Consider the following 18,209-nt stretch of genomic DNA (forward strand, 5'->3'; position numbering starts at 1 on the left):
CCTTTCCCAAAGCCGATCTCTTTTTTGTGCCCAGATATTTCGGGGGTGAATTTCCGCTTGTGGCCAAATGGGTTAGCCGCCTTGCCTTCAGTCCAGCGCGCGCAAGCGTTTGATCAAGGAAGAGGTGTCCCAGCGCCCGCCGCCCAGTTTCTGAACGTCCTTGTAGAACTGATCAACCAATGCCGTCAGTGGCAGCGACGCGCCGTTCCTGTTGGCCTCGTCCAGACAAATACCCAGATCTTTCCGCATCCAGTCCACCGCGAACCCGTAGTCGAAATGATCGTCCAGCATCGTTTCATGCCGGTTTTCCATCTGCCAGCTTCCGGCGGCACCCTGACTGATCACCTCGATCACGGCACGGCCGTCCAACCCGGCTTTTTCGGCAAAGTGCAGGGCTTCGCTGAGACCCTGCACAACACCGGCGATGGCGATCTGGTTGCTCATCTTCGTCAACTGGCCCGCGCCACTGTCGCCGATGCGGCGGCATATCTTCGAATAGACCTGCATGACCGGCTCGGCCTTGTCATAGGCGTTTTGCGCACCGCCGCACATGATGGACAGAACGCCGTTCTCTGCGCCCGACTGGCCACCCGAAATGGGCGCGTCCACAAAGGCAAATCCCCTATCAACCGCAACCGAGGCAAGCTCTTGCGTCACTTTGGCGGATACCGTGGTGTGATCGACAAAGACGGCACCTTGCGACATGCCATCAAAAGCGCCGTTCTCGCCGGTACAGATCGCGCGCAGGTCGTCATCATTGCCCACACAGGCAAAGACCAGTTCCGCGCCTTGCACGGCCTCAGCCGGGGTTCCCGCCATTGCGCCGCCGTGCTGATCAACCCAGGCCTTGGCCCGTTTTGCGGTGCGGTTGTAAACGGTGACGTCATGCCCTGCTGTCTGCAGGTGACCAGCCATGGGATAACCCATGACACCAAGACCTAAGAACGCGAGTTTTGCCATCAGATGATCCTCCCAGCTGACCGGCCCTGCATCCGTCTGGTGGCGGGCCGGAATGTTCAGCAGAGACAAAGCAAAGCTGCGGGCAAAGGGCAACCCCGTGTCAGCTTTTGCGGCTCAGATCGCTGAGGATTGGACAGTCGGGCCGATTGTCTCCGGCGCAGGCGTCAATCAGGTGGCTTAGCGTGTCACGCATGGCGTTGAGATCCGCAATCTTGATTTCGATCTGCGCCAGGTGATCGCGCGCGACCTTTTTGACATCAGCACTGGCGCGGGTTTCATCTTCGTAAAGGGCCAGCAGTGTCCTGCAATCCCCGATCGTAAAGCCCAACGCGCGGGCGCGACCCAGAAAGATCAGCTTGTGCACGTCCTGTTCGCGAAACCTGCGATAGCCGTTGTCATCACGCATGGGCCTGATCAGTCCGATATCCTCGTAATACCGGATGGTTTTGGCGGGCAGCCCGGTCTGGCTGGCAACGTCTCCGATATTCATGGTGTCACCGATTGGGTTGTTGGGATTGCAGAGGGTACGGGCGCGCTGACGCTCACTCGCCGCAAACGCAGTGCGTTGGTCACAACAAAGACGCTGGACAAGGCCATCGCCCCCGCCGCGAGCGCCGGGGACAGCAGCGGCCCGCCAAACGGAAACAAAACGCCTGCGGCGACGGGGATCAGCAGCGTGTTATAGCCAAAGGCCCAGCCGAGGTTCTGGCGGATGTTGCGCATAGTCCGGCGGCTGATTTCCAAGGCGTTCACGACGCCCCGCAGATCGCCGGACATCAAAACGACGTCTGCCGTCTCGATTGCCACATCCGTTCCCGTACCAATGGCAAGGCCGATATCTGCAGCAGCCAGCGCCGGCGCATCGTTGATCCCGTCGCCAACAAAGGCCACCACGCCAAGACTGTCCTGCAGTTCGGTGATCGCGGAAAGTTTTCCGTCGGGCAGAACATCGGCGACGACATGGTCAATGCCCAACTCATCGGCCAGCGCCTGCGCGGTGCGGGCGTTGTCGCCAGTGATCATTGCAAGGTTCAGCCCCATATCGCGAAGCTGCGCCAACGCTTCTTTTGTTCCCGGCTTGACCGGATCGGATACGGCAAGCAAGGCCGCTGCCGCGCCGTCAATGGCAACATACAAGGGCGTGGCCCCCGATGCCGCGCGCCTGTCCGCCTCGGCCCTAAGATCGTCAATGTATATTCCGTTTTGCATCATCAGCTTCGCTGAACCGATCATGACGTCCTGTCCTTCGACCTCGGCGCGTACGCCAAGCCCGGTCATCGATTCAAACCCGGACAGCTCAGGCAAATCCGGTGGACCGGCCCGCGTGATCGCAGTGGCAATTGGATGTTCGGACCGGGCCTCAAGCGCGGCTGCAAGCCGCAGCACTTTTTCAGGCTCAAATCCGTTGGCCGGGATAATGCCGTCAAGCTCGGGCCGGCCCAGCGTCAGCGTTCCGGTTTTGTCAAAAGCAATGACGTGCGCCTGCTGCAATTGCTGCAAGGCATCACCTTTGCGGAACAGAACACCCAATTCGGCCGCGCGCCCTGTGCCGACCATGATTGAGGTCGGCGTTGCCAGCCCCATCGCGCAGGGGCAGGCTATGATCAGCACCGAAACGCCCGCAACCAGCGCCAGGGGCAGTGCGGGTTCGGGGCCAAAAACAAGCCACAGCGCGATTGTAAGCATTGCCACCGCAATGACCACAGGAACGAAAAAATAGGTTATGCGGTCGACAAGACCCTGAATTGGCAGTTTAGCGCCCTGCGCCTTTTCAACCATCTGTATGACCTGGGCCAGCACGGTGTCCGCCCCCACGCGTATGGCGCGGACGCGCAGCGCACCGGTGCCGTTGACCGTGCCGCCGACCACTGTGTCTCCGGCGGACTTCCCGACCGGCACCGGTTCGCCGGTGATCATGCTTTCGTCCAGATACGACGTGCCGTCCAGCACTTCGGCGTCCACCGGAACGCGCTCGCCCGGGCGGATTTGCAGGATGTCGTCCACCACAATGTCTGCGACGGGCAGGTCTGCGACCATGCCGTCCCTTTCAACCCGCGCCGTTTTGGGTTGCAAACCAATCAGCCTGCGGATAGCGGCACCTGTTCGACCCTTGGCGCGCGCTTCCAGCAGGCGTCCCAAAAGGATCAGCACGATGATGACGGCGGCTGCTTCGAAATAAACATTCGCCGTTCCTTGCGGCAGTATTCCGGGCGCAAAGGTGGCGATGACCGAATAAAGAAAAGCCGCGCCTGTGCCGAGAGCAACCAGCGCATTCATATCGGGCGCGCCACGCAGCAGGGAAGGAACGCCTTTGGCATAGAAAATACGACCAGGGCCAATCAGCAGAACCGCGGTCAGAAGAAACTGAATCATGTGGCTGGTTTGCGCGCCGATATTTGCCTGCACCCAATGATGGAAGGCAGGGACCATGTGCCCGCCCATCTCAAGCACAAAAACCGGTAACGCCAGAACCGCCGCCAGCAGGGTCGAGCGACGGAGGACGTTCAACTCGTCCGATTTATCGGCGGGCGTGGAATCAGGCGCATTCCCCTGGTCGACATGCGCGGTATACCCGATTCCGTCCGACACCTGCGCCAGTGCCTCGGGGGTCGTCGTCCCTAGGAGGTAGGAAACCAGTGCTGTCTGGGTCGCCAGGTTGACCTGCGCATCAATGACACCGGGGCTGGCCAGTAAGGCCCGTTCAATCCGGGACACGCATGAGGCGCAACTCATCCCCTCGATTCTCAGCGTCGCTTGCTGGGTTGCAGCCGGGTATCCAGCGCTGTCCAACGCCTCAATCAACGATGCCAAGGGGCCTTCAATTGCGACCTGTGCCGTTTCCGTTGCGAAATTGACAGAAGCGTCAGTGACGCCGGAAACACCCCGCAGCGCCGCTTCCACACGTCCGACACAGGAAGCGCATCCCATGCCCGTGATCGTGAGTTGCAGTGTTTTCAGTTCAGCCATCCGACTCGTCCCGACATAAGTTCTTCCCTGCACATGGGGGTTCCAGTCACGGGAAGGTCAAGGGGTTCGACTGGTTTTTTGTCCGAATTCAGGATCCGCGTATGTTCCGTTCCATCAGTCGCTGATACAGGCGCGGTGACAAACTGTTGAGCCACCACGCAAGGCGCGCAACACGCCCGACCGGGATCATGGGCTTGGACCTGTCCAACCCCCGCAGGATGACCTCGGCGGCATTTTCGGGGCTCATGGCGTCCATTTCATCGGATGCCGAGCCGGGACGCGCCATTCCATCTGCCTGCGTTTCGGCATTGCCGGGATTGGTGGAAACAAAGGACGGCGCGGCAATATGCACTCTGACGCCGTGCGGCCCCTCTTCGGATCGAAGCGATTTAAAAAACCCTTCAAGCGCATGTTTCGAGGCAGCATAGGCCGTCCGGTGATAAAGCGGCGCGAAGCCTGCGACCGACGAGATCGCCAGATGCGTGCCCTGCGTTTTGCGAAGCTCCGGAAGAAACGCGCGCGCCATTGCGACGGCTGCGAAATAGTTGATCTCGAACAGTTTGCGATGGCTGGTGTCGTCGGAAACGTCAAACCCGCGAATCTGGGTGACACCTGCGTTGTAGATGACCAGATCGATGCCATCGCTGGATTTGATGGTCTCAAGGACCGCTTCCTGCAACTGCTCGGGTTTCGTCAGGTCGCACCCGATCGGAAGCTGTGTTGGGGTCGCCGTAAGATCTGAAACATTCAGATCCAGCAGGACAACACGCCAGCCCCGCCGCTGAAGCCCCGCCGACAAGGCCCGGCCCAGCCCACCTGCGCCGCCGGATATCACCGCCGTTTTCATAGCCCCGCCCATCCTTTCCACAGCGCGAATACCTCGGCGCTGGTCTTTTCCGGGGTGTATCCGAAATCGGTTTTCAGCGCAGTGTTGTCCAGCACCGGGCGGTACTGCAGAAATCGCACCTGTTCCGGTCCGTATCGCGACAGGCCAAGGGGGCGGGCAAGGCTCAGGACTGATCGGATCGCCCATGCAGGCAGGCGCAAAACAGGTTTGTTCAGGAGGTGCGCCAGTTCTGTTATTCCCAGCGCTCCGTCGCCTGCCACGTTGAAGATGCCGGCCGGTCCACCTGTCGCTGCACGTTTCAGTATACGCGCCAGATCGCGGGTCCAGATGAAGACAAAGGGACTGTCACTGCCGGACACCGCCAGCAGGCGTGGTTTGTGAAACAGCGCCGTAATCTGATTGTCCGTGCCTTCCCCCAGTACAGTGCCCACGCGCAGGACCACCTGCTCAAGCTGCGGCGCACGTTGACGGGCCTCGGCCAGCATCTCCTCGACCTGCCGTTTGTGGTCGGCATAGGGAAATTCGGCATTGCCACGCAGCGGATCCTTTTCGCGTAGCGGGACGCGGTTATCCGGGTGATAGCCGTAGGCAGCGCCCGACGACGTGACGACCAGCCGCCGAACGCCATTGGAAATTGCAGCGTTCAACACGTTTTTTGTGCCTGTGACATCCACATCAAACGCTTTCTGGCGGCCCATTCCGGGCGGTGGTGTCACAATCGAGGCCAGATGAACGATGACTTCCGGCTTCACTTTCGCGATCACACGTGCTGCTTCTTCGGTGGTTACGTCCAGATGCAGAAACGCGGTGTCTTCAGGCAGGTCGGACGGTCGGTTCAGGTCTGTGGCAAATACAGCAAGGTCTTTGACTTCGGTCAGAAGGGCGCGCCCGACTGTTCCGGCGGCACCGGTAATCAGGATGCGGGTCATCGGGCCGCCTCGGTCCGGGCCATGGCAGTTGCCAGCGCAATCCCCGAGATCGCGTGCCAGATGCCCCAGAAGGCTGCCACAACGGCCATGCCGCCCAATCCGTTGAAGAACGCGAATATCAGGACCAGCCCGAGGCCGGAATTCTGAATACCGGTTTCGATCGTTATGGCACGGCGGTCATAGGGGGACAGCCGGGTCAGAGTGGCCACAACCCAACCGCCCCCCAAAGCCAGCGCGTTGTGAATGATCACAAGCCCGGCGACGGCTCCGGCAAAGCTCAGGAAAAAGTCCCAGTTGGCCGCCAGAGCAAGAATGATGAACGCAACGAAGATGCCCATGGACAGGTACTGCAGCGGTGTCCGCAACCGCGCGGTCAGATCCGGCCGGCGCTGGTTCAGGACCATGCCAAGCACCAGAGGCAGGATCAGCATCAGCCCCACGATGATCGCAATCTGCCAGGGGTCGATTGCCGTTCTTTGAAGGATTTCGCGGGTCGGTGGATAAAGCCCGCCCCAAAACGCAATGTTGAACGGGGTCATTGCGATTGCCCCGATCGTGGCGAATGCAGTCATCGATACGGACAGGGCGGCATTGCCGCCAGCACGATGCGTTATGAAGTTAGAAATATTGCCGCCGGGGCAGGCTGCGACAAGGATCAACCCGAGAGCAATCGAAGGACGCGGGGCCGCCAGCCAGACCAGTACAAACGTCAGCGCAGGCAGCACCACGAATTGTGAGGTCAGCCCCACGATCACAGGCTTGGGCGCCCGGCGCAGGCGGTTGAAATCCTGCGGGGTGAGGTCGATTGCAATCGAAAACATCACGATTGCAAGAATGCCATTCAGCAAAGTCAGAGAGGCAGGGCTGAAGTTCAGGGTAATTTCATCGATGCCGGTCATGGGGCGGCTTTCCTGAACTTGTCGATCCAGCCGGTGACCGCTTTGCGGTAGGTCGCCTTGTCCACGTAATACGCCATGCGGGCGAGGTTGAGGTAGTTCATGCCCCCGGTGGCGCGCTCATAGGATTTTTGTTTTGTGGTTTTCAGTTCGGCCGCCGCGGTGCAGCCGCTCTGAATACCTTTTATATAGCGCGCCACCATCTCGGCTTGCTCGTGGCGTCCCTGCCAGCCCAGACCGGTCGCTTCGATCATGCCCAGAACAAACAGGTCGTCGCGGTCCGGGTGCATGGCGTTGAGGTAAAGATGCGGCGCATCGCCCTGCCAGTTCAGCAGGTCCGGGTCGATGAACGGGTAATGCAGTTTGTACCCGGTCGCGGCGAGGATCATATCATAGTCTTCGCTGCCACCATCTGTGAAATGCACAGTTTTGCCGTCGATCTGCTGAATGTCGGGCCGAACGCGCAGATCTCCGTGACCCGCGTGGTACAGCACCAGTGAGTTCACGATAGGATGGCTCTCGTACAGTCTGTAGTCCGGTTTGGGAAAGCCGTATTTCTGCGGATCCCCGACGAACCACCCAAGGATCAGGCTGTCGATATTGCGCTTCAGCCACATGGGCAGGCGGATCATTCCGCCCATCGTATCAGCTGGCTTCCCAAACACGTATTTTGGAACGAAATAGTACCCGCGCCGCATCGACAGATCGCAGCGCACGGCATGGTGAATGGCGTCCACCGCAATGTCGCAACCCGAGTTTCCTGCGCCCACGATCAGCACGCGTTTGCCATCGAACTGTTGGGGATACCGGTATTGCGAGGCGTGGATTAGTTCGCCTTCAAAGGTGCCTGCGAACTGCGGCATGTTAGGTTCGGACAGAGTGCCGTTGGCGATCAGAACACCGGCAAACTCGGCCTCATGTTCCCCGTCCTGATCCCGCCAGCAAACGCGCCAGCCATCGCCGGGTGCGCCCAACGGCCTGGCTTCTGTTACCTCGGCATTGAATGTGAAGAACTTGCGCAGATCGAAGTGATCAGCAAAGGCGCGAAAATAATCCCGCATTGCCCGATGCGACGGATATTCGGCGACCCCATCCTCCATCGGGAAGTCGGTAAATTCCGTCATCCGCTTTGACGAGATCAGGTGGGCAGTCTCATACATGGTTGATCTGGGGGCATCAATGTCCCACAGACCACCGACATCCGAATGCAGCTCGAACCCCTGAAATGGAATACCTTGTTCCTTTAGCACCTTGGCCGCAGCCAACCCCATCGGGCCCGCCCCGATCAGGGCGAATGCCTCGCGCTTTACTGACATGAACTCTCCCCTGTTCGCACGGCTTAAGTTGAACGATCGTACAAAATAAGGCAAGATGATTTTCATGACCGCCAAAGTGACTGAAATAAAACGACAAAGGGCACCATCGAAACGATCGCTGCAGACCCGGGCGCGCATTCTGGACGCGGCCGAGGCGCTGTTTGCCGATCGCGGATTCGAAGGGGCGTCGATCAGGGACATCGCGGCCAAAGCCGGTGTGCAGGTCGGGTTGGTGCATCACCACGGAGGCGGCAAGGAAGAGTTGTTTCACAAGACCGTTGCGCGTCGCGCGGATGAACTGGCCCAAATCCGGCTGGACGCCCTGAACGCGTTGAAAGAAGCTGGTCAGCCAACACTGCGCGGTGTTCTGGACTGCTTCATTCGGCCTTACATTACGTTAGCCGAAACGGGCGGAGCGGGATGGATGGCCTATGGGCGTCTGGTGGCGCATGTGTCTGTGGACCCGCGCTGGCGCGCCATCGCGGCGGAATGCTTCGACCCAACGGCGCGGCGTTTCATTGCGGAAATCGCTGCGCTGTACCCGAAGGTTGATGCCGCTTTGCTGGCCAGCGGGCAGGTGTATTCGGTGTCCTCAGTTCTGGCGCATCTCAACAGTGCATGGCGGGTGGATGCCTTGTCAGAAGGCGGACAACTTGCCGGGACCGACGAACTGATCGATTTTTGCGCGGCAGGGATCGAAGCGCTTGTTCGATCCGCAAACCCCTAGACGGTTCGGCATTACCTGGTTTCAAACTGTATCAGCAGAAGCGAATTATACGCCGCGGGCGGAGACGTTCGAACCGCTTCGGGCGAGGCAAAGAACCCAAATGAAATTACTGCCAGTGAAAAAACGATGCCAGCTAACAGCGCGCTGGCCAAATTCATTGTTGATCGCATCATTCGGGTAATTCCTTGTTCTAATTCAAGGGTAAGGAGCGTTGTTGACGTCGTGTTCAGGATCGCCCTGCCAATTGCTGCCTGAGCTTTTCGTTTTCGGCCTGAAGCTGCGCCAGTTGCTGGCCAAGCGAATTCAGGTGAGGCCGAAGCTCGGCCTCGGTGAAACGAGGGTTGATGTGGCGGGGGCAGTTCCAGTCCAAGGCCTCGACCTTGATGATCACTGCGCGCTCGGCGGGGGCTTCGGCGTTGTCAGGGTAAAGCCTGGCGGCTGCGGCTTCGCCTTCGGTGAATTCGACCCGTCCCAGAATCTTCAGACGGCGCTGATTGGCATAATCCATCAGGATCAGGGCAATCCGGTCGTTGCCGTCCAAATTCCCGCGTGAAATGTACTGTTTGTTGCCTGAAAAATCAGCGTATCCAAGGGTTTGCGGCCCAAGCACTTTCAGGAACCCGACCGGACCGCCGCGGAATTGAACATAGGGCCAACCGGTCTCGGATACAGTGGACTGATAAAAGCTGTCGCGGGCCTGAATGAATGCCTTTTCAGCCTCTCCGATCAGGTGTCCTTTTTGCGGACCGCTGTCCAGGAACTTGGCATAGCTTCGCGCCGAACCCATCCTCTCCTGATGGGCGCGAACGGCGGGGGTGAAGGTCAGTTCGGAAAACGCGCGTGGCATGGGCTGTCCTTTCAAAGACCCAGATCAGACAGGCCGGGATGGTCGTCGGGGCGCTGTCCTGCGGGCCAGTGGAACATGCGTTGTTCTGCGGTGATCGGCAGATCATTCAGCGACGTGTGGCGCGAGGCCATTCGGCCGTCTTCAGCAAATTCCCAGTTTTCGTTGCCATATGACCGGAACCACTGACCGCTGTCGTCGTGCCATTCATAAGCATACCGTACAGCGATGCGATTGTCGCGATAGGTCCATAATTCCTTGATCAAGCGGTAATCAAGCTCCTTGGCCCATTTTCGTGTCAGAAACGCGTGAATCTCGGCGTGGCCGCTCAGGAACTCGGCGCGGTTTCTCCAGCGGCTGTCTTCCGTGTAGGCGGGCGTTACGACGTCCGGGTCGCGGCTGTTCCAGGCGTTTTCCGCCATGCGCACTTTCCGGGTGGCCGTTTCATGCGTGAAGGGCGGCAAAGGGGGGCGGTTCATATTACAGGCTTTCAGGTTAAGGCGGCCGTGATCAGCGCCAGAGTCAGAAGAAAGGGAACGTACTGCGGTGAAAACAGGCTGGCACGGCGTCGCATCGGTGAAATCCTTTGGTGTACAGATCGGTCAATCTTGATGATAAGATGTACAGATCGGTACACGTTTTCAAGTCCCTTTTTTGAAAATATTCGACTTCACCCTCCTGGCTTTGGTAATAGCGTTGCAAAACAATATGTTAATTGTTGTCATTGAAGCCTCGTTAGAAAGTGTATATGTACTGATCAGTACAATCAGGAGCTAGGAATGCGCCCCAACAAACGTGATGAACTTGTCCGCAAGGCCTTGGAGGTTTTCTACAGGGACGGTTTTCATGCCACCGGAATGGACAAGCTGGTGGTTGAAACAGGCGTATCCAAAACATCGATGTACAAGCATTTCCGCACCAAGGAGGAGTTGATCCTTGCGGCATTGCGCCTGCGAGATGAAAACTTCCGAAACTGGTTCATCCGAAGGATTGAAGACCTTTCCGAAACGCCCGCCGGTCAGCTGATCGCCAGTTTCGATGTGCTGAAGGAATGGTTCGAGGAAGACAAATACCGCGGCTGCATGTTCATCAAGGCCGGGGCTGAGTACCAGGAAAAAGACCACCCGATCCACGTTCAGGCGGCCGAGCACAAGCGGTTGCTTCTGGACTACATGACCGATCTGTGCCGCAAGGCCGGGGTTCGTGATCCTGAAAGTCTGGGGTGCCAGCTGCTGCTTTTGCAGGAGGGCGCGATTGTGACGGCGGTTCTTCTAAAAAAATGCGACCCTGCGCAGGATGCAAAGGAGGCGGCGCAGGTTCTGCTGAACCACGCACTGACATGACCGGATTTGATGAGCAGGTCAGACGCCAGACCGCGCAAAGGAACGTCGCGTAGCAAGGGTTGAGAACGCGGCGTCACCCGGATTGGAAGAATCCGGGGCCGGGGATAGCATCGGACTATCAAAGACCGGAGAATACGATATGTCGCTTTTCACTTCGACCGCCGCATGGGTCACCGACGAACACCGGATGTTTGCCGAAATGGCCGGCCGGTTCATGGATGATGCGCTTGTCCCGAGCATTGATCGCTGGGTCGATCAGGGGATCGTTGATCGCGCGTTCTGGACGAAAGCGGGCGAAACCGGCTTGATGGCGGGCTCGATTGACGAGGCTTACGGCGGCGTCGGCGGCGGCATGGGGTTCGACTCGGTCACGCTGTACGAACAGGCTTCACGAGGCGACGCCGGATGGGGATTTGGGATTCAGTCCATCGTAACCCATTACATCACCAGCTATGGCAGCGAAGATCAGAAACAGAAATGGCTGCCAAAACTGGCCAGCGGCGAGATGGTCGGCGCCATTGCCATGACCGAGCCGGGAACCGGGTCAGACCTGCAGGCGGTGCGAACCACGGCTGAGAAGGATGGTAATTCCTACCGAATCAACGGATCCAAGATATTCATCACCAATGGCCAGACCGCCGATCTTGTCATTGTGGTGGCCAAGACCGATAAATCGCAGGGGTCCAAAGGGGTGTCCCTGATTGCGGTCGAAACCGACGGCGCGGAAGGGTTTCGCCGGGGCCGCAACCTGAAGAAACTGGGTATGAAGGCCAACGACACGGCCGAGCTGTTTTTTGAAGACGTCAAGGTTCCGATGACGAACCTGATCGGCCCGGAAGAGGGGCAGGGCTTTTATCAGTTGATGAAGCAGCTGCCCTGGGAACGACTGACCATCGGCATCATGGCGCTGGGCGCGATTGACTTCGCTATCGCGGAAACGGTGAAATATACACAGGAACGAAAAGCCTTTGGCCAACGCGTGATGGATTTTCAGAACACGCGATTCAAGCTGGCCGAATGCAAGACCAAGGCCGAGGTTCTGCGCAGCTTTGTGAATGACTGTATCGGAAAGCTTGAAGCGGGCGAACTGGATGCGGCCACGGCGTCAATGGTGAAGTACTGGGGCTCCGAGGTTCAGAACGAGGTCATGCATGAATGCCTGCAACTGTTCGGTGGGTACGGATTCATGATGGAGTATCCGATTGCCCGCCTTTATGCGGATGCGCGTGTTCAGATGATCTACGGCGGGACAAATGAGGTGATGAAGGAACTCATCGCCCGTTCACTGGACGTCTGACTCCGGAACGCTCCCGCCAGTCGTCAATGTTCCTTGCGGAACACCTCCTCCTGTTGGGCCGCGCAGCACGCCGGGGCGCGCTGCGTTCGTGACAGCAGATGGGTCAGCCCCACAAAGCGGGGTTCATCCACGGATCTGGCAGGCGCAGAACGCCAGACGCCTTTGTCTGGTTCCGGTTGATGTGCAGGGACTGCCACGCCGGGGCCCATTCCGTTGGAATGGGATAGGGCGTGGTTACCCGGTCTTCCGCAAGAAACCCAAAACGGCTGTAATACTGCGGATCACCAAGCACATAGACCTGCAGATGCCCGAGTGTCTGAAGCTTGCTGATGCCTGCGTTGACCAGCCGTGTGCCGATCCCCTGTCGCTGAAGGTCCGATGAAACGGCAAGCGGCCCCAATAGGGCCCCCGGTGTCGGGTCGTTCTCCGTCCGGCAGGTGGTGAAAAGGACATGGGCCACCAGCCGATCACCGATGAATCCACCCAATGACAGGATATCCTGTTCCAGCGTCAGAAGTTCCGCGACCAGCGGTGTCAGATCTTCGTCCGGGAACGCATCAGGGTACAATTCCAGAATCTGCGCCCGATCCGATGCGCCCGTTTCGCGAATGGTGATCTTGTCGTCCAATTCGGCCTCCTTTGACAGCGGTCCCGCCGCTTAATCCGGTGGTGTTGCGACCTGCCCCTCAAGCCAGGCGCGGAAAGAAACAAGCGGTGTTGCGGCAGGTCGGTGCTGCGGCCACACTAGGTAATAGTCACCCAGGCTGACCGGCGGACCCTGCCAGGCCAGAGACAGCCTGCCTTTCCTGAGATCCTCGGCAACCAGATAGCTGGGAAGCAGTGCAACACCCAGCCTGTGGATTGTGGCCTGAATCATGGTTGAGAACTGATCGAACATCATGCCGGTCAGGCCTTTGACGGGGTGTCCCTGTATCGCGAACCATTGCTCCCACGCGTCGGGGCGGGTTTCGATGTGCAGCAACGGGGCCGACGTCAACCATTCAATACTGCCAAGACTCTTTGGCAGAAGATCCGGGGCGCAGACAGGCAGAATGTCTTCCCGCATGATGGGCAGGTAATTGACGCCGGGCCAGTCCCGTTGTCCGAAATGGATGGCGGCATCGAAATGCTCGGTCTGGAAGTCAAACGGTCTGAGGCGGGTATTCAGGTTCACGGTCACTTCGGGGTGACGGCGTGCAAAATCCTGAAGCCGGGGGGCCAGCCAATGCATGCCAAACGCGGGCAGAATGGACAGGCTCAGCGATCCGCCCGTCGGGTTTGCCTTGAGCTTGAGAGAGGCCTGCGCAAGCTGATGCAGTGCGGTTCGGGCAATCTGGACATATTCCTTGGCAGCCGGTGTCAGATGCAGGCGCATCTGGGTGCGCTGGATCAGTTCGACGCCCAGCTGCTCCTCCATGGTCTTGAGCTGACGGCTGATCGCACTTTGCGTCAGCGACAGTTCCTCGGCCGCTGCCGAGGCGCTGCCGAGGCGATCAACCGCTTCCAGCGCCAGCAACGACGGGATCGAAGGCAGAAAACGGCGCGGCGCAATCATATAACGAATCCTCATACCTTTCGGATGGAATATCACTGGCATTGCGAAGGCGCTAGCCCGATACAGGGCAGGCTGATGGGTAACGGGAATCTGGCAAATGGGCAGTCTAGAAACAGTGGCCGAGTTTAACCGGGCCGAGCGGCTCGACGGGATAGAGCTTTCGGAAATCGTTCAGATCTCCGAACATGCGGCGCGTCTTCGGGCCGAGGGCGTGGATGTGATCGCGCTCAGCACCGGAGAACCCGACTTTCCCACGCCGCCGCACGTGGTCGAGGCCGCGCATCTTGCTGCTATTCAGGGTCAGACGCGATACCCGGCCACGGGGGGAACACCGGCCCTGCGTGCGGCGATTGCAGGCCAAGCGGGGGTCGGACCCGCGAATGTCATCGTGTCGACAGGTGCCAAGCAGGTTTTGTCTGGCGCGCTGATGGCGACCCTGAACCCGGGCGACGAAGTTATCACCGCGGCGCCGTTCTGGACCAGCTATGCAGACATGGTCAGGCTAGCGGGCGGTGTGCCTGTGGTGCCGGAGTGTCCAAAACAGCAAGGTTTCAAACTCTTGCCCGCACAGTTGGAGGCGGCGATCACGCCGCGCACGCGCTGGCTGCTGCTCAATACGCCGTCAAACCCGACGGGAGCAGTCTATTCCAAGGCGGAATTGCAGGCTTTGGGCGCGGTGTTGCAACGTCATCCGCAGGTCTGGGTCATTGCTGACGAGATTTATCAGCATCTGTCCTATGTGCCGTTTTCCCCGTTTGTCGAGGCCTTGCCCGAGCTTGCGCACCGGACGCTGACTGTAAACGGCGTGTCCAAAGCCTATTCGATGACCGGTTGGAGGATCGGCTGGGGTATTGGGCCTGAACCCTTGATCAAGGCGATGATCGCGGTGCAGGGGCAGATCACTTCGGGTGCGTGTTCGGTCGCGCAGGCTGCGGCTTTGGCTGCGATTACCGGACCGCAGGATTTGTTGGCGGACCGGCGCACCGAAATGCAGGCGCGCCGTGATCTGGTGGTCCGTGGTCTGAATGGGGCGGGGATGAAATGTGCGGTACCGGACGGGGCTTTTTATGTTTTCCCCGAAACTCCACCTAAAATGCCGGTCGATCACGAGTTTTGCCGTTACCTGCTGGACGAAGCGGGTGTGGCGCTGGTGCCGGGGCGGGCCTTCGGGATGCCGGGGCATCTGCGGCTTTCTTTTGCTTATGCCACCGAAAGCCTGCAACAAGGGCTAAGCCGCATTGCGGCCGCCGTCGAAAAGATTTGAATTCAAAGACCGGGGAATTGCAATGGACCGCGCCCAGATCGTTCACGACAACTTCCTGAACCGAGTCGCCCGTCGCGACTTGCCCGAAGGCGCACCGCCGCGTCCGGGGCTAAGCGGGCCCGAGGCTGTCTCGCTCTACCGATCGCAGGTTCTCAGCCGAGCGCTGGACCGGACAAGCCGGGCGATGCAGAAGGCCGGCCAAGGGTTTTATACCATTGGTTCTTCAGGGCACGAAGGCATGGCGGCCGTGGCCCACGCGCTTCGGCCGACCGACATTGCCTTTTTGCACTACCGCGATGCCGCGTTTCAGATCGCGCGGGCGGAACAGGTCCCTGGTCAGCAGATCGCCTGGGACATGCTTCTCAGCTTTGCCTGCTCGAAAGAGGATCCGACGTCAGGCGGCCGGCACAAGGTGTTGGGATCCCGGGCGCTGATGATACCGCCGCAGACCTCGACCATTGCCAGTCATTTGCCCAAGGCCGTGGGCGCGGCCTACTCGCTGGGTGCCGCCCGGCGTCATGACCCCGAGCATCGGGACCTGCCCGCAGACGGGATCGCCATGTGTTCCTTCGGTGATGCGTCGGCCAATCACTCGACTGCACAGGGTGCAATCAACACGGCCGGCTGGACCAGCGTGCAGTCAACGCCGCTGCCCTTGTTGTTTGTCTGCGAGGACAACGGCATCGGTATTTCGGTGAAGACGCCAAAAGGCTGGATTCAGGCCTCGATGGAGCATCGGCCGGGCATCAAGTACTTTCAGGCCAACGGGCTGGATATTTTCGAGACCTATGCCGTGGCAAAGGAAGCAGCCGAATATGTCCGGACGCGCCGCAAGCCCGCTTTCCTGCATCTGAAAACGGTTCGTCTTTATGGCCATGCGGGGGCGGATGTGCCGACAACCTATCTCAGCAAGTCCGAGGTCGAGGCGGATGAAGCCAACGATCCCTTGCTGCATACCGTTCGCCTGCTGGATCAGGCCGGGGCCATGACGCCGGACGAGGCATTGAAAATCTATAACCAGACCTGCGCCCGTACTGACCGGATCGCCACCGAGGCAGCGACCCGCCCGCATCTGGCCAGCGCCGAAGACGTTGTGGCCAGCCTGGTCCCACCAAAACGCGTCTGCAAACCCACAAACGGCCCCAGCGCCGGTGCGCGATCCACGACGTTTGGCGGCGACATGCGGGCAATGGATGAACCGCAACCGATGAGCCGCCTGATCAACTGGGCGCTGACCGATCTGATGCTGGAACATCGCGAGATCGTCTGCATGGGCGAAGATGTCGGGCGCAAGGGCGGTGTCTATGGCGTGACACAGAAGCTGCAGCAACGGTTCGGGCCGGATCGGGTCATCGACACCCTTCTGGACGAGCAATCCATCCTGGGGCTGGCGATCGGTATGGGGCATAACGGGTTCATTCCGATCCCGGAAATTCAGTTCCTCGCCTACCTGCACAACGCCGAGGATCAGATCCGGGGCGAGGCGGCGACTCTGCCGTTTTTCTCGAACGGGCAGTTCTCGAACCCGATGGTTCTGCGGATTGCGGGCCTTGGATACCAGAAAGGCTTTGGGGGGCATTTCCACAATGACAATTCGCTGGCCGTGTTGCGGGACATTCCGGGTGTGATCATTGCCTGCCCGTCGAACGGAGCGGATGCCGCGAAAATGTTGCGCGAGTGCGCCCGTCTGGCCCGGGAAGAGCAACGGGTGGTGGTGTTCCTGGAACCCATCGCGCTTTATCCAATGCGGGATCTGCATGCACCGCAGGATGGCGGTTGGATGACGACCTATCCTTCGCCCGACCAGAGAATTGCGTTGGGGGACGTGGGCGTGCATGGCGAAGGAACCGATCTTGCGATCGTGACCTATGGCAACGGATGTTACCTGTCGCGGCAGGCTTTGCCGGATCTGGAGGCCGCAGGGCTGAGCGTGCGTGTCATCGATATGCGCTGGCTGGCCCCCCTGCCGGAAGACGCGTTGCGGCAGGCTACCAAACCGTGCCGGCATGTGTTGATCGTGGATGAATGCCGCAGGACCGGCAGCCAGTCCGAGGCGCTGATGACGTTCTTTTGCGAAGAAAGTGACGGGATACCAACCGCCCGCGTCGTGGCCGAAGATTGTTTCATAGCGACGGGCCCCGCCTATGCTGCGCCGCTGCCGTCCAAAGATCGTATCATCGCTTCTGCACTGAAGCTGACCGGAGTGCAGCCATGACCCGAACCGCCGTTGTGATCTGCCCCGGACGGGGTACCTATAACAAGCCCGAACTGGGTTATCTGCACCGACACCATTCGGATCGGATGAACATGTTCGCCGTGTTTGATGCCATTCGCGCCGAAGCGGGTCAGGAAGGTGCCACGGCGCTGGATGGCGCTCAGCGCTACACGGTCGGCAAGTACTCCAGAGGCGATGTGGCCTCACCCCTGATTTATGCGGCGTCGCTTGCGGATGCTCAGTCGCTTTCGGACGATATCGAAATTGTGGCCGTAACCGGCAATTCGATGGGGTGGTATATCGCCCTGGCCGCCGCGCGCGCGTTGAGTACGCAGGATGGGTTCCGGGTGGTTAACACGATGGGAACCCTCATGCAGGAACAGCTGATTGGCGGTCAGCTGGTGTATCCGTTTGTGGGTGACGATTGGGTGAACGATCCTGCGCGGAAGGCTGAGTTGCTGGCGGATGTGGCGAGAATTGATGCGTTGAACGGACACGCTCTGGCACTCTCCATTGATCTGGGTGGGATGCTTGTGCTGGCGGGTAACCAAAACGGGCTGAAAGCGTTTGAGCAGCCGCAGCCGGTTGTGCAGGAACGGTTTCCTATGCGACTGGCAAATCACGCGGCGTTCCATACCGGGCTTCAGGCACCGGTTGCAGCCAGGGGCCGTGCCCTGCTTGGCCAGGAACTGTTCGCTCAGCCGGATCTGCCGCTGATTGACGGACGCGGCAAGATCTGGTGGCCCGGTGCAACCGACACAGAGGCGCTTTGGGACTACACGCTGGGGCATCAGGTCACGGAAACCTATGACTTTTCACGTGCGGTGCAGACCGCCGCGCGCGAGTTTGCCCCCGATCTGTTCATTGTCACCGGGCCGGGCGCAACGCTTGGTGGCGCGGTCGCGCAATCACTGGTTCTGGCAAATTGGCAGGGCATGGCCGACAAGGCTGCGTTTCAGGCCCGACAGGAGGCAGAGCCCCTTTTGATTGCCATGGGTCGCGACGATCAGAGAATGCTGGTAACCGGCTGATACACCGATGAGGACTGG

The 18,209-nt window shown here is 59.5% G+C and carries 17 protein-coding genes; 6 read left to right on the forward strand and 11 right to left on the reverse strand.

All coding sequences use genetic code 11. The features are described from left to right. Positions 1-87: 87 nt before the first annotated feature. The 7 genes from ACR0J2_RS22080 to ACR0J2_RS22110 form a co-directional block, all read right to left on the reverse strand. Entirely contained in the window at positions 88-960 is an 873-nt protein-coding gene (locus ACR0J2_RS22080) for an NAD(P)-dependent oxidoreductase (protein WP_480813904.1), read from the reverse strand. 100 nt (positions 961-1,060) lie between these two features. Then, on the reverse strand, positions 1,061-1,450 hold the full coding sequence (gene cueR / locus ACR0J2_RS22085; RefSeq protein WP_170682189.1) for a Cu(I)-responsive transcriptional regulator: 390 nt from the start codon (positions 1,448-1,450) through the stop codon (positions 1,061-1,063). Beyond that, on the reverse strand, positions 1,447-3,927 hold the full coding sequence (locus ACR0J2_RS22090; protein WP_480813870.1) for a heavy metal translocating P-type ATPase: 2,481 nt from the start codon (positions 3,925-3,927) through the stop codon (positions 1,447-1,449). The genes cueR and ACR0J2_RS22090 overlap by 4 nt, the downstream gene beginning before the upstream one ends. Before the next feature lie 88 nt (positions 3,928-4,015). Further along, positions 4,016-4,774, reverse strand: a complete 759-nt coding sequence (locus ACR0J2_RS22095) for an SDR family NAD(P)-dependent oxidoreductase (protein ID WP_480813871.1) — start codon at positions 4,772-4,774, stop codon at positions 4,016-4,018. Continuing rightward, positions 4,771-5,703 carry an SDR family oxidoreductase gene (locus ACR0J2_RS22100; protein ID WP_480813872.1) on the reverse strand — a complete coding sequence of 311 codons (933 nt, stop codon included), beginning with the start codon at positions 5,701-5,703 and terminating at the stop codon, positions 4,771-4,773. Before ACR0J2_RS22100 ends, ACR0J2_RS22095 begins: the two co-directional genes overlap by 4 nt. Further along, on the reverse strand, positions 5,700-6,602 hold the full coding sequence (locus ACR0J2_RS22105) for a bile acid:sodium symporter family protein (RefSeq protein ID WP_480813873.1): 903 nt from the start codon (positions 6,600-6,602) through the stop codon (positions 5,700-5,702). Before ACR0J2_RS22105 ends, ACR0J2_RS22100 begins: the two co-directional genes overlap by 4 nt. Next, positions 6,599-7,915, reverse strand: a complete 1,317-nt coding sequence (locus tag ACR0J2_RS22110) for a flavin-containing monooxygenase (RefSeq protein ID WP_480813874.1) — start codon at positions 7,913-7,915, stop codon at positions 6,599-6,601. Before ACR0J2_RS22110 ends, ACR0J2_RS22105 begins: the two co-directional genes overlap by 4 nt. A 64-nt stretch (positions 7,916-7,979) precedes the next feature. Between ACR0J2_RS22110 and ACR0J2_RS22115 the strand changes: the two genes are divergently transcribed. Next, positions 7,980-8,642: a TetR/AcrR family transcriptional regulator gene (locus ACR0J2_RS22115; protein WP_170615893.1), complete on the forward strand. Its 663-nt coding sequence runs from the start codon at positions 7,980-7,982 to the stop codon at positions 8,640-8,642. A gap of 226 nt (positions 8,643-8,868) precedes the next feature. Here the strand turns inward: ACR0J2_RS22115 and ACR0J2_RS22120 are convergent, their stop codons facing one another. Next, entirely contained in the window at positions 8,869-9,489 is a 621-nt protein-coding gene (locus tag ACR0J2_RS22120; RefSeq protein WP_480813875.1) for a pyridoxamine 5'-phosphate oxidase family protein, read from the reverse strand. Positions 9,490-9,500: 11 nt separating this feature from the next. Then, positions 9,501-9,965 carry a nuclear transport factor 2 family protein gene (locus ACR0J2_RS22125; RefSeq protein WP_480813876.1) on the reverse strand — a complete coding sequence of 155 codons (465 nt, stop codon included), beginning with the start codon at positions 9,963-9,965 and terminating at the stop codon, positions 9,501-9,503. 300 nt (positions 9,966-10,265) lie between these two features. On the opposite strand from ACR0J2_RS22125, the gene ACR0J2_RS22130 reads away from it, so the two are divergent. Together ACR0J2_RS22130 and ACR0J2_RS22135 are read left to right on the forward strand one after the other, a co-directional pair. Then, positions 10,266-10,829, forward strand: a complete 564-nt coding sequence (locus ACR0J2_RS22130) for a TetR/AcrR family transcriptional regulator (RefSeq protein ID WP_170824703.1) — start codon at positions 10,266-10,268, stop codon at positions 10,827-10,829. A gap of 139 nt (positions 10,830-10,968) precedes the next feature. After that, positions 10,969-12,126, forward strand: a complete 1,158-nt coding sequence (locus ACR0J2_RS22135) for an acyl-CoA dehydrogenase family protein (RefSeq protein ID WP_480813877.1) — start codon at positions 10,969-10,971, stop codon at positions 12,124-12,126. A gap of 103 nt (positions 12,127-12,229) precedes the next feature. On the opposite strand, the gene ACR0J2_RS22140 is transcribed toward ACR0J2_RS22135, so the two are convergent. Beyond that, a complete protein-coding gene (locus ACR0J2_RS22140; protein WP_480813878.1) occupies positions 12,230-12,754 on the reverse strand; it encodes a GNAT family N-acetyltransferase in 525 nt (174 codons plus the stop codon). A gap of 30 nt (positions 12,755-12,784) precedes the next feature. Further along, positions 12,785-13,681 carry a LysR substrate-binding domain-containing protein gene (locus tag ACR0J2_RS22145; RefSeq protein WP_480813905.1) on the reverse strand — a complete coding sequence of 299 codons (897 nt, stop codon included), beginning with the start codon at positions 13,679-13,681 and terminating at the stop codon, positions 12,785-12,787. Between the two features lie 97 nt (positions 13,682-13,778). On the opposite strand from ACR0J2_RS22145, the gene ACR0J2_RS22150 reads away from it, so the two are divergent. The 3 genes from ACR0J2_RS22150 to ACR0J2_RS22160 are packed head-to-tail and all read left to right on the forward strand — an operon-like array spanning position 13,779 to position 18,191. After that, positions 13,779-14,945, forward strand: a complete 1,167-nt coding sequence (locus ACR0J2_RS22150; protein WP_480813879.1) for a pyridoxal phosphate-dependent aminotransferase — start codon at positions 13,779-13,781, stop codon at positions 14,943-14,945. A gap of 22 nt (positions 14,946-14,967) precedes the next feature. Continuing rightward, positions 14,968-17,160, forward strand: a complete 2,193-nt coding sequence (locus ACR0J2_RS22155) for a dehydrogenase E1 component subunit alpha/beta (protein WP_480813880.1) — start codon at positions 14,968-14,970, stop codon at positions 17,158-17,160. Further along, positions 17,157-18,191, forward strand: coding sequence for an ACP S-malonyltransferase (locus ACR0J2_RS22160; RefSeq protein ID WP_480813881.1), 1,035 nt, complete (start codon positions 17,157-17,159; stop codon positions 18,189-18,191). Before ACR0J2_RS22155 ends, ACR0J2_RS22160 begins: the two co-directional genes overlap by 4 nt. Positions 18,192-18,209: the final 18 nt, after the last annotated feature.

Source organism: Ruegeria sp. CG4, from assembly GCF_056537185.1.

Excerpts from the sequence above, each read along its gene's own strand:
- ACR0J2_RS22105 (WP_480813873.1), bottom strand. The coding sequence starts at position 6,602 with ATGACCGGCATCGATGAAATTACCCTGAACTTCAGCCCTGCCTCTCTG.
- ACR0J2_RS22110 (WP_480813874.1), bottom strand. The coding sequence starts at position 7,915 with ATGTCAGTAAAGCGCGAGGCATTCGCCCTGATCGGGGCGGGCCCGATG.
- ACR0J2_RS22115 (WP_170615893.1), top strand. The coding sequence starts at position 7,980 with ATGACCGCCAAAGTGACTGAAATAAAACGACAAAGGGCACCATCGAAA.
- ACR0J2_RS22100 (WP_480813872.1), bottom strand. The coding sequence starts at position 5,703 with ATGACCCGCATCCTGATTACCGGTGCCGCCGGAACAGTCGGGCGCGCC.
- ACR0J2_RS22130 (WP_170824703.1), top strand. The coding sequence starts at position 10,266 with ATGCGCCCCAACAAACGTGATGAACTTGTCCGCAAGGCCTTGGAGGTT.
- ACR0J2_RS22150 (WP_480813879.1), top strand. The coding sequence starts at position 13,779 with ATGGGCAGTCTAGAAACAGTGGCCGAGTTTAACCGGGCCGAGCGGCTC.
- ACR0J2_RS22135 (WP_480813877.1), top strand. The coding sequence starts at position 10,969 with ATGTCGCTTTTCACTTCGACCGCCGCATGGGTCACCGACGAACACCGG.
- ACR0J2_RS22090 (WP_480813870.1), bottom strand. The coding sequence starts at position 3,927 with ATGGCTGAACTGAAAACACTGCAACTCACGATCACGGGCATGGGATGC.
- ACR0J2_RS22120 (WP_480813875.1), bottom strand. The coding sequence starts at position 9,489 with ATGCCACGCGCGTTTTCCGAACTGACCTTCACCCCCGCCGTTCGCGCC.
- ACR0J2_RS22145 (WP_480813905.1), bottom strand. The coding sequence starts at position 13,681 with ATGATTGCGCCGCGCCGTTTTCTGCCTTCGATCCCGTCGTTGCTGGCG.
- ACR0J2_RS22160 (WP_480813881.1), top strand. The coding sequence starts at position 17,157 with ATGACCCGAACCGCCGTTGTGATCTGCCCCGGACGGGGTACCTATAAC.
- ACR0J2_RS22095 (WP_480813871.1), bottom strand. The coding sequence starts at position 4,774 with ATGAAAACGGCGGTGATATCCGGCGGCGCAGGTGGGCTGGGCCGGGCC.
- ACR0J2_RS22080 (WP_480813904.1), bottom strand. The coding sequence starts at position 960 with ATGGCAAAACTCGCGTTCTTAGGTCTTGGTGTCATGGGTTATCCCATG.
- cueR (WP_170682189.1), bottom strand. The coding sequence starts at position 1,450 with ATGAATATCGGAGACGTTGCCAGCCAGACCGGGCTGCCCGCCAAAACC.
- ACR0J2_RS22125 (WP_480813876.1), bottom strand. The coding sequence starts at position 9,965 with ATGAACCGCCCCCCTTTGCCGCCCTTCACGCATGAAACGGCCACCCGG.
- ACR0J2_RS22155 (WP_480813880.1), top strand. The coding sequence starts at position 14,968 with ATGGACCGCGCCCAGATCGTTCACGACAACTTCCTGAACCGAGTCGCC.